Source organism: Pelagibacterium montanilacus, assembly GCF_003992665.1.
In the GTDB taxonomy this organism is placed as follows: Bacteria; Pseudomonadota; Alphaproteobacteria; order Rhizobiales; family Devosiaceae; genus Pelagibacterium; species Pelagibacterium montanilacus.
The window spans coordinates 164,474-177,429 of record NZ_RZMX01000051.1; the positions used below are offsets into that span (position 1 = coordinate 164,474).

A 12,956-nucleotide genomic window follows, 5' to 3' on the forward strand; every position below is an offset into this window, starting at 1 on the left:
GATCGCCATGTTCATCCAGACCGAAGTCACGCCCAATCCGGCAACGCTGAAATTCCTGCCCGGGCGCGAAGTTCTGGCGGGAGAGCCCCGCGACTTCCGCGACGCCGACAGTGCCCGGGTTTCCCCCCTCGCTTCGGCGGTCTTCTCGCTCGATGGCGTGACGGGCGTGTTTCTCGGGTCCGATTTCGTATCGGTGACCAAGGCCGAAGCGGTGGAATGGGCTCATATCAAGCCTGCGATCCTGGGCGCGGTCATGGAGCATTTCATGAGCGGCAAGCCGATCCTTGCCGAGGGCGCGGCACCGGTCGATGACGCCGGCTCTGAAGAGTTCTTTGAATCGGACGACACCGAGACCGTCGAGGTCATCAAGGAGCTGCTCGCCACGCGCGTGCGCCCGGCGGTGGCCATGGATGGCGGGGACATCATCTTCCGCGGCTATCGCGAAGGCACGGTGTTCCTGCACATGCAGGGCGCCTGCTCGGGCTGTCCCTCCTCGACCGCCACGCTCAAGAGCGGCATCGAGAACCTCCTGCGGCACTTCGTTCCCGGGGTCGAGCAGGTCCAGCAGATCTAGAGCATATCCTGTTCTGATCGAAACAGAACAGGAGCTCTAAGTCTCTGATTTGTCGCGCTTCCGAAGCGGAAAAGTGTTTCCACTTTTTCTGGAAACGCTCTAGCGAGCTGCCCCAGCGGATTCCGACAGGCCGGGGCGCGCGATCGCGTGTTGCCCGCCCCGGCGTTTGGTCTTATGCGATTAGGCCATGAGTGCCGCCCCCACACTTGCCATAGACACGTCCGGTCCCCGTCTGGCGCTTGCGCTCGCAAGCGGCGGGCAGGTGCTTGCCATCCACGTCGAGGACCTTGCCCGGGGCCATGCCGAGCGGCTGTTCGACGCGCTGGCCGTTCTTCTCGATGAGGCCGGATGCGTCGTAGGCGACATTGGGCGGGTGGCGGCGCTCTCGGGGCCCGGCTCGTTCACCGGGTTGAGGGTGGGACTTGCCGCGGCGCGCGGTCTTGCGCTTCCCCGGCGGCTCACGGTGATCGGCGTGCCAACCCTTCTTGCGCTTTCGCTGAGCCGGCAGGGTCCGCACGCAATCGTTCTCGATGCACGGCGCGGGGAGGCCTATATCCAGCATTTTTCCGACACGGCGTGTCCCCTCTCGGAGCCCGCGCTGACCGGGCTCGATGCGGCGCTTGCCCAAGCGGGAGCGGACGGGCCCGATTCGCCGCTTTGCGACATCGGCGCGGTGGCCGTCTTTGCCGGCGCCTGCGCGCCCAAGGATTTCCCGCCGGTGCCCCTTTATATCCGCCCCGCCGATGCCAAGCCCCAGACGCGGGGCAAGGTGGCCCGGCAATGAAGGCCTGGCTCGCCCCGGCGGGGCTTCATGTGAGCTATGGTGTGCCGGGGGACGCCGAGGCACTCGCGGCGCTGCACGCCGAAGGGTTCTATCGCGGCTGGTCGACCAGCGAATTTCAGTCCTATCTCGAGACCCCGCGCGAGACGCCGGTCTATGCGGCCATGAACGGCAAGCGCGTCATTTCGGGCTTCGTTCTGCTGCGGATCGTGGGCGATGAGGCAGAGATCCTGACGGTTGTGGTCGCGCGCCGCATGCGCGGGCGCGGGATCGGGCACGCGCTGCTGAGAGCGTGTATAGACGATCTGATGCGCAGCCCGGTGCGCAGCCTGTTTCTGGAGGTCGACCAGGCCAATGGGCCGGCCCTTGCGCTTTACCGGTCGATGGGGTTTGCCGGCGTTGGCAAACGGGAGGGATATTATCCCCGGCCCGACGGGAGCGCGGCGACCGCCCTTGTCATGCGCTCGCGCATCGGCTAACCGGACCGGATCGGTTTCCTTTCAAGGCGGGGGAAGCGCTTCCTCATGAGCATCCAGTCCGGTGGCGAGGCCACCCTCGAAGAGCAATGCGTGGCGCGCAACATGCGCATGACCGAGCAGCGCCGGGTAATCGCCCGGGTGCTCGAGGCGGCGACGGACCATCCCGACGTCGAGGAGCTCTACGCCAGGGCCTCGGCTGTCGACCCCCGGATCTCGCTTTCCACGGTCTATCGGACCGTGAACCTGTTTGAAGAAGCCGGGCTCGTCACCAAGCACGATTTCAAGGACGGGCGGGCGCGCTTCGAGCAGATTCCCGACGAGCATCACGATCACCTGATCGACGTGCGCTCGGGCCGGGTGATCGAGTTCCGCAACGAAGAGATCGAAGCGATCCAGGAAGTGATCGCCAAAAAGCTCGGCTACAAGCTGGTCGACCACCGGCTCGAGCTTTACGCGGTGCCCCTCGATCCCGTCCCGGGGCCGGACAAGGCGTGATCGGACGGCTCGTTTTCATCGGGCTGGTCATCGTGCCGTTCACGCTTTTGGGACTCGTCCCGCAAATGGTGCTTGTCGCCGCCAAAAGCCGCCGCCGCCGGGTGCTGCCGCGCCTGTTTTTCCGGCTGCTGGCGATCGCGCTGGGCCTGAAGGTCTCGCTTTGCGGCCAGCCCCCGGCCGAGGGCGGGACGCTCTATCTGGCCAACCACATCTCCTGGCTCGACATCATCGCCATCGGGGCGCATCTGCCGGTCAGCTTCGTGGCCAAATCCGAAGTGGGGCGCGCGCCGCTGGTGGGCTTTTTCGCCGGGCTGGGCTCCACGCTCTATATCGAGCGGGCCAAGCGCACCGACACCGGCCGGGCCGCACGCGATATCGGGGCGCGAATCGCGGACGGAGACCAGGTTCTGCTGTTTGCCGAAGGCACGTCGGACGCGGGAACGCACGTGCTGCCATTTCGCAGCGCGCTTGTGGGGGCGGCCACAGGCTGGAAGGGCGCGGCGGGCCAGTGCGAGGCCTCCATACAGCCGGTCACGATCGCCTATCGGTCGGTCTGGGGCCTGCCGATCTCGCGCGCCGAACGCATGCGGGTCGCCTGGATCGGGGCCATGGGGGTGGGAGAAAGCCTCGTATCCAATCTGCGCGCCGGCCCAAGGGAGGTCGCGATCGGGCTGGGGGCGCCCTTTCCGGCGTGCGTGGACAGAAAGGCGCTGGCCCGTCGCGCCGAGGGCGACGTGCGGGCGATGCTGGTCGCGCTCAATCGGGACACCCGGATGGGCACGGACCCTTTGCCAAGCGGGGGTGCTTGGGTGTAAATGGCCCCATGAGCGCAACGCACGAAAAAAAGCGGGTCTTCATCAAGACCTATGGCTGCCAGATGAACGTCTATGACAGCGATCGGATGACCGACGCGCTGGCGCCCCATGGCTATGAGCCCACCACGGAGATCGAGAGCGCGGACCTCGTGCTCCTCAACACCTGCCATATTCGGGAAAAGGCCGCCGAGAAGGTCTATTCCGAGCTTGGCCGCCTGCGCGACATGCGCGCGGAAATGGGCAGGGACCGGTCCGACATGCTGATCGGTGTGGCCGGGTGCGTCGCCCAGGCGGAAGGCGAGGAGATCATGGCGCGGGCGCCGGCGGTAGATCTCGTCTTCGGACCGCAATCGTACCACCGGCTGCCCGAGTTGGTCTCGCGCGCCCGCACCGCGCGGGTGATCGACACCGAATTTCCCGAGGAAGACAAGTTCGCCCATCTGCCCGCGGCGCGCCGAGAAGTGACCATCGGCCGGGGGCTGACGGCCTTTCTCACCGTGCAGGAAGGCTGCGACAAATTCTGCTCGTTCTGCGTGGTGCCCTATACGCGGGGCACGGAAGTCTCACGTCCGGTCGATCAGGTGCTCGCCGAAGCGACGAGGCTGGCCGAGGCGGGGGTGCGCGAGGTCACGCTGCTGGGCCAGAACGTCAATGCCTATCACGGGCTCGACGCGACGGGGCGGTCCACCAGTCTGGGGCAATTGTGCCACAGGCTGGCCGAAATTCCCGGGATTGAACGGCTCCGCTACACCACCAGCCATCCGCTGGACATGGATGACGACCTGATCTCCGCCCACCGGGATCTCGATGCGCTCATGCCCTATCTGCACCTGCCGGTGCAGTCGGGGTCCGACACCATCCTCAAGGCGATGAACCGGAAACACACCGCAGCGCAATATCTCGAGATCATCGGACGCATCCGGGCCGCCCGGCCCGACATGGCGCTTTCGGGCGATTTCATCGTGGGCTTTCCCGGGGAAACCGACGCCGATTTCGAGGCCACGCTCGAGATGGTGCGCCAGGTCCGCTACGCCTCGGCGTTTTCGTTCAAATATTCGATCCGCCCGGGGACCCCGGGCGCGCTGATGGACGGGCAGGTGCCCGAGGCGGTCAAGGCCGAACGGCTCGCCGCGCTCCAGACGCTGATCGCGTCCCAGCAGGCCAGCTTCAATGCCGGCTGCGTGGGACTGACCCTGCCGGTGCTGCTCGAGAAACCCGGGCGCAATCCCGGCCAGATCGCGGGCCGTTCGCCCTATCTGCAACCGGTTCATATCGACGCGCCGGCCGATCTGATCGGCCAGATCCTGCCCGTCGAGATCACCGGTCAGGCGAAAAACTCGCTTTCTGGCGCAATTGTCACAGGCAAGGCGCAGGCGGTCTGATAGAAATCGGTGATCAGGAACGCAATGCTCCGGAGTCGGACCGCTTGACATCGCTACCGCGTACCGCCGGCGATACCGCCGCTGCCCATCTCGAACTGGCCTTTGAAGACAACAGGCTCGTTTCCCAGCTTTACGGCGAATTTGACCAGCACCTCGCCCTGCTCGAACAGCGCCTGGGGGTCGAGGCCAATTCGCGCGGCAATCACGTGATGCTGCGTGGACCGGCCAACGGGGTCGATCAGGCCCGCCGCACCCTCGAATCGCTCTATGGCATGCTTGAGGAGGGCAAGCCGGTGGGCGTGGGCGATGTGGACGGGATGATCCGCATGATCCAGACCGAGGACAACCAGCTTTCCCTTCCGACCATGGAAAAGAAAGGCAAGGTGCGCATGGCGCAGATCGCCACCCGCAAGGCGACGATCATCGCGCGCAATCCCGCCCAGGACGGCTATGTCCGGGCCATGGACCGGTTCGAGATGGTCTTCGGCGTGGGCCCGGCGGGCACCGGCAAGACCTATCTGGCGGTAGCCTATGCCGCGACCCTGCTCGAGCGTGGGGAGATCAACCGGATCATCCTCTCGCGTCCGGCGGTCGAGGCGGGCGAGCGGCTGGGCTTTCTGCCCGGGGATCTCAAGGAAAAGGTCGATCCCTATCTGCGTCCGCTCTATGACGCGCTTTACGACATGATGCAGCCCGAAGTTGTCGAGCGCTGCATCGCCTCGGGCGCGATCGAAGTGGCCCCGCTCGCCTTCATGCGCGGGCGCACGCTGGCCAATGCCGCGGTCATCCTCGACGAGGCGCAGAACACCACCTCGATGCAGATGAAGATGTTCCTCACCCGCCTTGGCGAGAACTCCCGCATGATCATCACCGGTGACCCCACCCAGGTGGATCTGCCGCGCGGGGAGAAATCGGGGCTCGTCGAGGCCCTGCACCTGCTCAACGACATCGAGGGCATCCACATCACCCGGTTCACCGACAAGGACGTGGTGCGACACGAGCTGGTGGCGCGAATCGTCCGGGCCTATGAAGGCGCGACCGGCAAGGCGCCGGCGGGCCAGGGCCCGCTTTCGGTCTGAGCGGAATGGACGGCCCCGAGATCGACGTCATCATCGGCGCACAAGAGCAATGGAGCGAAGCGGACGCGGCGTTCGCCGAGGCAATCCTCGTGCGCGCCTTTTCGCTCTCGGGCCTGTCGCTCGACGGCCCGGCCGAGCTGAGCGTGCTTTTGACAAACGATGCGGCCCAGCGGCAGCTCAACCGGGAGTGGCGGGGGTTGGATAAATCCACCAACGTCCTCTCCTTCCCCCAGATCGATCCCGACGGGCCGGCGATGGGGCTTTTAGGCGATATTTCGCTGGCCCGCGAGACGCTGGAAGAAGAAGCCGGCGAAAGCGCGGGCCCCCGGCTCGAGGCGCATTTCGCCCATCTGCTGGTCCATGGCCTGTTGCACATTTTCGGCTATGATCACCAAACCGAAGACGAGGCACTTGCCATGGAAGGCAAGGAGACCGATATTATGGGCTCGCTGGGCTATGACGACCCCTATGCGGGAACCGATCCCGCCTGAGGGCCGACGGCTCGAATCGCAACATGCCAAGGAGTGCAGCCGGCCGGTCAGACCGACGACAAAAGAGACCAGCCGCACCCCAAAATGAACGACCAGGATCAATCTAGCGCCGCGGCGCGCCGGCCGCATCGCCACACTGGCGACAACGACACACAAAGCCTCACCGAAAAGCGTCCATCGCTCTGGGACAGATTGCGGGCAATCGTGTCATCGAAATCCCCATCGCTGCGCAGCGATATCCAGGAGGCGCTCGACGCGCCCGAGGATGATCTGGACGGGGACAGCTTTTCCGCTTCCGAGCGGGCCATTCTTCAAAACGTGCTCAAGCTGGGCGGCATGCGCGTCGAGGACGTGATGGTGCCGCGTGCCGACATCGAGGCGGTCGACGCCGCGGTGGCGGTCGGCCACGTGATCTCCCGGTTCCGGGACGGCGGGCATTCCCGCATGCCGGTGTTCGAGGACACGCTCGACAACGTGATCGGCATGATCCACATCAAGGACGTGCTCGACAAGGTGACCGAGGAGGTCAAACCCGAAAAGGGCACTTCGGCCGGACCTGCCAACGGCAATGGCAACGCCTCGAACGGCGCGGGCAACGGAAACGGGAACGGCAACAGCAACGGGTCGAGCCCGGTGCGCTTTCTTTCGGCCTCGCTCAAGCAGAAGATCTCCAAGCTCGGGCTGGTGCGCAAGGTGCTGTTCGTGCCGCCCGCCATGCCCGTGACCGAGCTGCTGGCCTCCATGCAGACCACCCGCATGCACATGGCGGTTGTCGTGGACGAATATGGCGGGACCGACGGGCTGGTGACCATCGAGGATCTGCTCGAGGCCGTTGTAGGGGATATCGAGGACGAGCACGACGAGGACGAGGCCGTGATGGTCCGTGCCGTGGGCGAGGATACCTACCTTGCCGACGCCCGGGTCGAGCTCGGCGAAGTGATCGACGTGGTGGGCTCGGATTTCGACCCCGGCGAACTGGCCGAGGACGTCGATACGCTCGGCGGGCTGGTCTTTGCGCTTGCAGGCCGGGTTCCGGTGCGCGGGGAAGTGCTCTCCCGGCTCAAGGGCTTCGAGATCGAGATCACGCGGGCCGATCCGCGCCGGGTGCGCCAAGTCCGGATCGTGCGGCGGCGGCGCAAGCTGCGCGGGCCTCTGGCAGCCGGCGCCAAGCCGGTGCGCGAGGCTCCGGCCAATGCTGAGACCGAAGCGCCGGCCCCAACGCCCGAAGACGAACAGGTCAACAGCCAGGCCGCCGAATAGCCAGCCGGCCCTCACCTTCAAACGCCTGTCCCGATTCAATCGGGGCAGGCATTTTCCCGGGATCGCTCTAAGTAATTGATTTCACAAGGCTCCAGGAAACGTATTGTCCTGGAAACGCTCTAAGTCTTTGATGTGTCGCGTTTCCGAACCGGAAACGTGTTTCCACTTTTCCCGGACACGCTCTAACGCGGCGCGCGCTTGGCGAGGATACGCTGGAGCGTGCGGCGGTGCATGTTGAGCCGGCGTGCGGTTTCAGAGACATTGCGGTCGCACAGCTCGTAGACGCGCTGGATATGCTCCCAGCGCACCCGGTCTGCGGACATGGGATTGTCGGGCGGCTCGGGCCGGACCTGTTCGCCGGCCAGAAGCGCCTTGACCACGTCATCGGCATCTGCAGGCTTGGCGAGATAATCCACCGCGCCCAGTTTGACCGCCGTTACCGCCGTGGCGATATTGCCATAGCCGGTGAGCACGACGGCGCGCGCCTCGGGGCGCCTTTCATGCAGGCTGGAGACGACTTCGAGACCGTTTCCGTCCTCGAGCCGCAGGTCGACCACAGCGAAGGCGGGCGGGTCACCCTTGACCGCGGCCAGACCGGCCGCAACCGTATCGGCAATCGTGACGAGAAAGCCGCGCTTTTCCATGGCGCGATGCAGGCGGGTCAGGAACGGCTTGTCGTCATCGACAAGCAGCAGGGTTCTGTCCTTGTCCTCACGCTCACTCAGATCGGTCATGTTGCGCACTCTTTGTTCGTCCTGCGAGCATATATCGCCAATCGGCTCTCAAGGTCAAAAACACCGAGGATCGGCCTTGCCTAGAGCTCGTGTTCCGACTGGATCAGAACAGACGCTCCAAGTCTTTGATTTGGCGCGTTTCCCAACCGGAAAGCTGTTTCCATTTTTCCTGGAGATGCTCTGACCAAGGTTGATACGCCCTAAGGGTTGCTTGGGATCGGGCACAAAATGCCGCAGCGCGGGGAAAGCAGGCGCTTTGGTCTCAGCCATGATCGGGCTCGGCATCGGCCAGAGCGGCGCGCGACCAGGTGATCTCCACGCTCGCATGACCGCTCGAGCGCATATTGGCGAATTTGAGTTGCGCTCCGGCGCGCTCGAGAAGGGTCTTGGCGATGAACACGCCCAGCCCCAGCCCGCCCGCCCCGTCCGGGCCCCTGGGGTCGTGCGCACCCTTTTCGCGCCAGCGGGTGGTGAGGTAGGGCTCGCCGAGCCGGCTGAGAAACTCGGGCGGAAAGCCGGGACCGTCATCGGCGATGGTGACCATGAGGTCGCGTTCGTCCCAGGCGGCGCTGATCCGCACGTCCGCGTGCGCGAACTGAACGGCGTTCTCGATGATGTTGCCCAGGCCATAGAGCAGGGCGACATTGCGGATGAAGACCGGCTCGGGCCCGCTGGTCCGGGTGCGCACAATCGATATCTGCTTGCCCGCGGCCTCGGCGGAGCGCTCATGGGGTTTGGCCAGTTCAGCCAGAACGTCGGTCACCGGCGCCTGATCGAAGATGTCGGCGCCCGCCGGGCGCAGATTGCGAAGACGGCCCAGGATGGCACGGCAGCGCGCGACCTGCTCGAGGATGAGATCCATGTCCTCGGCCAGTTCCCCATCTGCGACGTCCCTGCGCATCTCCTTGGCGGCAAGAGCGATGGTTGCGAGCGGGGTGCCCAGCTCGTGTGCGGCGGCGGCGGCCAGCCCGTCGAGCGCGGAGAGCTGCTGCTGGCGCGAGAGCGCCAGTTCGGTCACCGCCAGCGCATCGTCGAGCTGGCGCGCCTCGTGAGCGACCTTGCTGGTGTAGCCCGCCATGAACGCCACTCCGCACAAAAGCGCCGTCCACATGCCCAGCAGATAGAGCGGAGGCGGAGTGAAGGGCTGCGCCGGGTCCCAGGGCAACGGGAGGTGGGTGACCGCCAGAACCGTGGCGATCACGGCGACCAGAGCGGCAAGAAGTATGGTCTCGCGCGTGGGCAGGGTCGAGGCGGAGACTGACACCGGCGCCAGGAGCAGCAGCGCGAAGGGATTGCCCAGCCCGCCGGTGAGATAGAGCAGGCCGCCGACCTGCAGGCAGTCATAGGCCAATTGGAGAAAGGCGAGGCGACTGGTGGGACGATGGGCAGGCCCGAACCGGACCAGGAGGCCGATATTGAGCAGCACCGAAACCCCGATCAGCACGAGGCACTGGGCGATAGGCAATTGATAGCCCAGCCCGAAATGCACGACCAGCACGCTGATCGCCTGTCCCCCGAGCGCCAGCCAGCGCAGCAGAACAAGGGTGGCAAGGCGCAGGGGATGGGCCGGGCGGGCCACCTGACCTGCCCTCGTGGCAGCGTCAACGGTCATCGCACTGCCCCCGAATGAGCTGCGCGCGGAGGGGTGGGGACGGGACAAACCGATTTCAAGAGGCGAAAGTTGGGTCCCGAACGCTTGATCGGCCCCTGCGAACCCCCAGATATCAGAAGTTCGAGACTGGAGTGAAACGACATGAACACTGCTCTGATCAAACCCCAATGGTCTGCCCTGACCATCGCGCTGATGGTGCTGGGCTTCATCGTATTCTGGCCGCTCGGTCTGGCCATGCTCGCCTATATTCTCTGGGGTGAGTATTTCGGGGGATCGCGCGAGCGCGCGGAAACCTGGCTCAAGTCCCAAAAGGGCAAGTTCGGCCACAAAGCCTCCCACCGCAAGGCCTCATATGGCCGCACCGGCAACGCTGCGTTCGACGATTACCGCGACGAGCAGCTGCGCCGGCTGGAAGAAGAACGCCAGCGGCTCGAGGAAGAACGCGCAGCTTTCGAGGAGTATCTCGATACGCTTGCCAAAGCCCGCGACCGCGAAGAGTTCGACCGCTTCATGGCCGAGCGCCGCGCAACGACCCGCACCGATTACGGGGACGGGCACACCGCCTGAGCAAAGGGCCGGATCTTCCGGCCCTTTTTGCGTTGCACTCCCGGGCGGGCGTCCCTGTGGCGCCTGCCCGTTTTTTGATGTTTGACCTTGTGGCGGACTGGCGCACAATGGGGTGAGCGGGCCCTCCGAATCGCCTGCCATTGCCCCGAAATTCAGCACCACCAGACCCCGATGTCCCTGCGCGCCCTGTTCCGCTCGCCCGTGCCCGACACCACCAGCCTCGCCCTCCCGGGGCGCGAAGTCACGGTGCGCGTGCGGGTCAATGCGCGTGCGCGGCGCTACCGGCTGTCCTTTGCCCCGGACGGCTGCCCGGTGCTGACCTTTCCAAAGGGCGGGCGCTGGGCCGAGGCCACGGCCTTTCTCAGGCGCAATGCGGGCTGGCTCGATGCGCGGATCGATCGCCATCAAGAGCGCCCCCGGCTCGTTGCCGGCGCCGTGATGCCGCTGCGCGGGATCGACCATGTCCTGGTGGCCAGGGGCACGATCCGGGGCAAGGTCGAGCGCTACGAGACCCATGACGGGCCAGCCCTGAGCGTGCCGGGCGAACCGGACCATTTCACCCGGCGGCTGGTGGACTGGCTCAAGGCCGAGGCCAGGGCCGATCTCGACGCGCGCTGCGCGGTGCACGCCCGTACGCTCGAGGTGCGCATTTCCGGGCTCACGATCCGCGACCAGTCGGGGCGCTGGGGGTCATGTTCGAGCGCGCGGTCGCTGAGCTTCAACTGGCGGCTGGTGTTGGCGCCCCCTCATGTGCTCGACTACGTCGCGGCCCATGAAGTGGCCCATATTCTCGAGATGAACCATTCCCAGGCGTTCTGGGACACCGTGGCGCGCGCGCTGCCCGATTACCGCCAGGGCAAGGCCTGGCTTACGCGCCATGGCGCGGGGCTGATGGTAGTGGGGCGCTAAAAGCGGTTCAGCTCAGTCGAAGATTTCGTCTGGATAGACGCCCCAGAGCGCGTCCTGATCGACAAAGCCGTCATAGCTGGCGGTGCGCCCGTCCGGGTCGGTGTGGTTGAGCCGCACCGAGCAGGCCGTGGAATCGCAGCTTCTCACCTCAACCATCATGCCGGGAGAAAGCCAGGCCCGCGTGGGTTCGTCCGGGCCCGCGCCGCGGCGCAGGGCGATGGTTGAGTCCGCGGTCCAGGGGGCAACAAGCGCAGTGCGGGTGCCGGCCAGAAGGCTCTGGTGGAGCCAGCCCTCATCGCCGTCCACGTCTCTTATCCGCCGCCAGGTGTCGAATTCCTGGGTGATCTCGACTGGAACGCCCGGGCGCACGAAGACGAAGGCGATGTCATAGCGCGTGCCCGGCCCAACCCGCACATTGACCGGGGACGAGCGCACCGACACGAACCGTGGCAATGGCAGGCCCGAGGGCCCTTCGGTGGTCTGGGCGCCGGCGGGCGAAGACACAAGGGGCAGGCCGACCGGCGTTAGCGCCAGTGCCGCAAGCAGGCAGGCGAGGAGAGGCAGGATACGGCGGCGCATCAGTGTCAATGTGAAGACTCGCTTGAAGACCGGCGGGGTTGGGGGGGCCTGGGAGCCCTTCTCTTTTCCCGATCACTACGATAGATGACCTTAATGGTCGCTGAAAGGATTCCCAATGCAGCGCGCTATGGCGCAAAAATGGTCATCTTGTGACTGAGACGCGCCCGAGGGTGATCGTCACGCGCCGCCTGCCCGACCAGATCGAGGCGCGCATGGCCGATCTGTTCGACGCCCGGTTCAACCGATCGGACGTTCCCTATGGGGCAGAGGACCTGATCGCTGCGCTCGATGGTGCGACGGTTCTGGTGTCCTCGATCACCGACCGGATCGATGCCGCCCTGATTGGCGCGCTTCCCAGATCGGTGCGGCTGGTCGCCCAGTTCGGCAATGGGTTCGACAATATCGACATCGATGCCGCCTATGGCGCGGGCCTGACGGTGACCAACACCCCTTCGGTTCTGACCGAGGACAGCGCTGACATGGCCATGGCCTTGATGCTTTCGGTGCCCCGCAGGCTGGCCGAGGGCGCGCAGGTGCTGCTGGGCGACGGAACATGGCCCGGCTGGGCGCCCACCTGGATGCTGGGCCGACGGATCGGGGGCAAGGCGCTGGGGATCGTGGGCCTTGGGCGCATCGGCACGGCGGTGGCGCGGCGTGCGCGCGCCTTCGGACTCGCCATCCATTATCACGGGCCGTCCCGCAAGCCGGCGCAGGTCGAGGACGCGCTTGGCGCGCGCTATTGGCCCGATCTCGACGACATGCTGGGGGCAGTCGATATCGTTTCGCTGCACACACCCCACACCCGCGAGACGTTCAACATCCTCTCTGCCGAACGGCTGGCCGCAATGCGGGCGGGGGCCGTACTCGTCAACATTTCGCGGCCCGAGCTGGTCGACGAGGCGGCCCTTGCGCGCGAGATCGGCTCGGGCCGGCTCGCCGGGGCGGCGCTCGATGTCTTTGAGCACAAGAAGGGCGTCAATCGCGACCTTCTGGAGCTGGCGCGCGGGCACAGGGTCGTCCTGACCCCGCATATGGGATCGGCCACGCTCGAGGGCCGGATCGAGATGGGCGAAACCGTCATCGTCAACATCCGCACCTTCCTTGACGGGCACCCCCCGCCCCACCGTGTGCTTCCTGCCGCACCCCAGCCCGGCGCGGGGCAGCCGGCTGCAGACCCATCACGCCAGCCAGGGGCCTAG

At 65.8% G+C, this 12,956-nt stretch carries 15 protein-coding genes; 12 read left to right on the forward strand and 3 right to left on the reverse strand.

Annotation, left to right across the window (positions count from 1 at the left end; translation table 11 throughout):
- Positions 1-7 precede the first annotated feature (7 nt).
- The 9 genes from EO136_RS14330 (at position 8) to EO136_RS14370 (ending at position 7,356) form a co-directional block, all read left to right on the forward strand.
- The gene (locus EO136_RS14330) at positions 8-574 is read left to right on the forward strand and encodes a NifU family protein (RefSeq protein ID WP_127145076.1); all 567 of its coding nucleotides are present in this window, start codon (positions 8-10) and stop codon (positions 572-574) included.
- 187 nt (positions 575-761) lie between these two features.
- Positions 762-1,358, forward strand: a complete 597-nt coding sequence (gene tsaB, locus EO136_RS14335; protein WP_127145077.1) for a tRNA (adenosine(37)-N6)-threonylcarbamoyltransferase complex dimerization subunit type 1 TsaB — start codon at positions 762-764, stop codon at positions 1,356-1,358.
- Positions 1,355-1,834, forward strand: coding sequence for a ribosomal protein S18-alanine N-acetyltransferase (rimI, locus tag EO136_RS14340; protein WP_127145078.1), 480 nt, complete (start codon positions 1,355-1,357; stop codon positions 1,832-1,834). The genes tsaB and rimI overlap by 4 nt, the downstream gene beginning before the upstream one ends.
- A gap of 45 nt (positions 1,835-1,879) precedes the next feature.
- Positions 1,880-2,329 (forward strand): Fur family transcriptional regulator, encoded by a 450-nt coding sequence (locus EO136_RS14345; protein WP_127145079.1) that lies wholly within the window; start codon positions 1,880-1,882, stop codon positions 2,327-2,329.
- Entirely contained in the window at positions 2,326-3,144 is an 819-nt protein-coding gene (locus EO136_RS14350; RefSeq protein WP_127145080.1) for a lysophospholipid acyltransferase family protein, read from the forward strand. The genes EO136_RS14345 and EO136_RS14350 overlap by 4 nt, the downstream gene beginning before the upstream one ends.
- A gap of 8 nt (positions 3,145-3,152) precedes the next feature.
- Positions 3,153-4,526, forward strand: coding sequence for a tRNA (N6-isopentenyl adenosine(37)-C2)-methylthiotransferase MiaB (miaB, locus tag EO136_RS14355; protein WP_127145081.1), 1,374 nt, complete (start codon positions 3,153-3,155; stop codon positions 4,524-4,526).
- A gap of 44 nt (positions 4,527-4,570) precedes the next feature.
- Positions 4,571-5,605, forward strand: coding sequence for a PhoH family protein (locus EO136_RS14360; RefSeq protein ID WP_127145082.1), 1,035 nt, complete (start codon positions 4,571-4,573; stop codon positions 5,603-5,605).
- Positions 5,606-5,610: 5 nt separating this feature from the next.
- Complete coding sequence (ybeY, locus tag EO136_RS14365) at positions 5,611-6,096, forward strand: rRNA maturation RNase YbeY (RefSeq protein WP_127145083.1); 486 nt, start codon at positions 5,611-5,613, stop codon at positions 6,094-6,096.
- 204 nt (positions 6,097-6,300) lie between these two features.
- The gene (locus EO136_RS14370) at positions 6,301-7,356 is read left to right on the forward strand and encodes a transporter associated domain-containing protein (protein ID WP_246018388.1); all 1,056 of its coding nucleotides are present in this window, start codon (positions 6,301-6,303) and stop codon (positions 7,354-7,356) included.
- A gap of 182 nt (positions 7,357-7,538) precedes the next feature.
- On the opposite strand, the gene EO136_RS14375 is transcribed toward EO136_RS14370, so the two are convergent.
- Together EO136_RS14375 and EO136_RS14380 are read right to left on the reverse strand one after the other, a co-directional pair.
- The gene (locus EO136_RS14375; protein ID WP_127145084.1) at positions 7,539-8,090 is read right to left on the reverse strand and encodes an ActR/PrrA/RegA family redox response regulator transcription factor; all 552 of its coding nucleotides are present in this window, start codon (positions 8,088-8,090) and stop codon (positions 7,539-7,541) included.
- 262 nt (positions 8,091-8,352) lie between these two features.
- A complete protein-coding gene (locus tag EO136_RS14380) occupies positions 8,353-9,702 on the reverse strand; it encodes an ActS/PrrB/RegB family redox-sensitive histidine kinase (RefSeq protein ID WP_127145085.1) in 1,350 nt (449 codons plus the stop codon).
- 141 nt (positions 9,703-9,843) lie between these two features.
- Between EO136_RS14380 and EO136_RS14385 the strand changes: the two genes are divergently transcribed.
- Both EO136_RS14385 and EO136_RS14390 read left to right on the forward strand, forming a co-directional pair.
- Positions 9,844-10,269: a DUF2852 domain-containing protein gene (locus EO136_RS14385; protein ID WP_127145086.1), complete on the forward strand. Its 426-nt coding sequence runs from the start codon at positions 9,844-9,846 to the stop codon at positions 10,267-10,269.
- Positions 10,270-10,440: 171 nt separating this feature from the next.
- Positions 10,441-11,178, forward strand: coding sequence for a M48 family metallopeptidase (locus tag EO136_RS14390; protein WP_127145087.1), 738 nt, complete (start codon positions 10,441-10,443; stop codon positions 11,176-11,178).
- Between the two features lie 12 nt (positions 11,179-11,190).
- On the opposite strand, the gene EO136_RS14395 is transcribed toward EO136_RS14390, so the two are convergent.
- Positions 11,191-11,757, reverse strand: a complete 567-nt coding sequence (locus EO136_RS14395; protein WP_246018399.1) for an SH3 domain-containing protein — start codon at positions 11,755-11,757, stop codon at positions 11,191-11,193.
- 149 nt (positions 11,758-11,906) lie between these two features.
- Here EO136_RS14395 and EO136_RS14400 point away from each other — a divergent pair, with 149 nt between their 5' ends.
- A complete protein-coding gene (locus EO136_RS14400; RefSeq protein WP_246018389.1) occupies positions 11,907-12,956 on the forward strand; it encodes a 2-hydroxyacid dehydrogenase in 1,050 nt (349 codons plus the stop codon).

Coding starts and splice junctions, on each gene's coding strand:
- EO136_RS14330 (WP_127145076.1), top strand. CDS start 8: ATGTTCATCCAGACCGAAGTCACGCCCAATCCGGCAACGCTGAAATTC.
- tsaB (WP_127145077.1), top strand. CDS start 762: ATGAGTGCCGCCCCCACACTTGCCATAGACACGTCCGGTCCCCGTCTG.
- rimI (WP_127145078.1), top strand. CDS start 1,355: ATGAAGGCCTGGCTCGCCCCGGCGGGGCTTCATGTGAGCTATGGTGTG.
- EO136_RS14345 (WP_127145079.1), top strand. CDS start 1,880: ATGAGCATCCAGTCCGGTGGCGAGGCCACCCTCGAAGAGCAATGCGTG.
- miaB (WP_127145081.1), top strand. CDS start 3,153: ATGAGCGCAACGCACGAAAAAAAGCGGGTCTTCATCAAGACCTATGGC.
- ybeY (WP_127145083.1), top strand. CDS start 5,611: ATGGACGGCCCCGAGATCGACGTCATCATCGGCGCACAAGAGCAATGG.
- EO136_RS14375 (WP_127145084.1), bottom strand. CDS start 8,090: ATGACCGATCTGAGTGAGCGTGAGGACAAGGACAGAACCCTGCTGCTT.
- EO136_RS14380 (WP_127145085.1), bottom strand. CDS start 9,702: ATGACCGTTGACGCTGCCACGAGGGCAGGTCAGGTGGCCCGCCCGGCC.
- EO136_RS14385 (WP_127145086.1), top strand. CDS start 9,844: ATGAACACTGCTCTGATCAAACCCCAATGGTCTGCCCTGACCATCGCG.
- EO136_RS14390 (WP_127145087.1), top strand. CDS start 10,441: ATGTCCCTGCGCGCCCTGTTCCGCTCGCCCGTGCCCGACACCACCAGC.
- EO136_RS14395 (WP_246018399.1), bottom strand. CDS start 11,757: ATGCGCCGCCGTATCCTGCCTCTCCTCGCCTGCCTGCTTGCGGCACTG.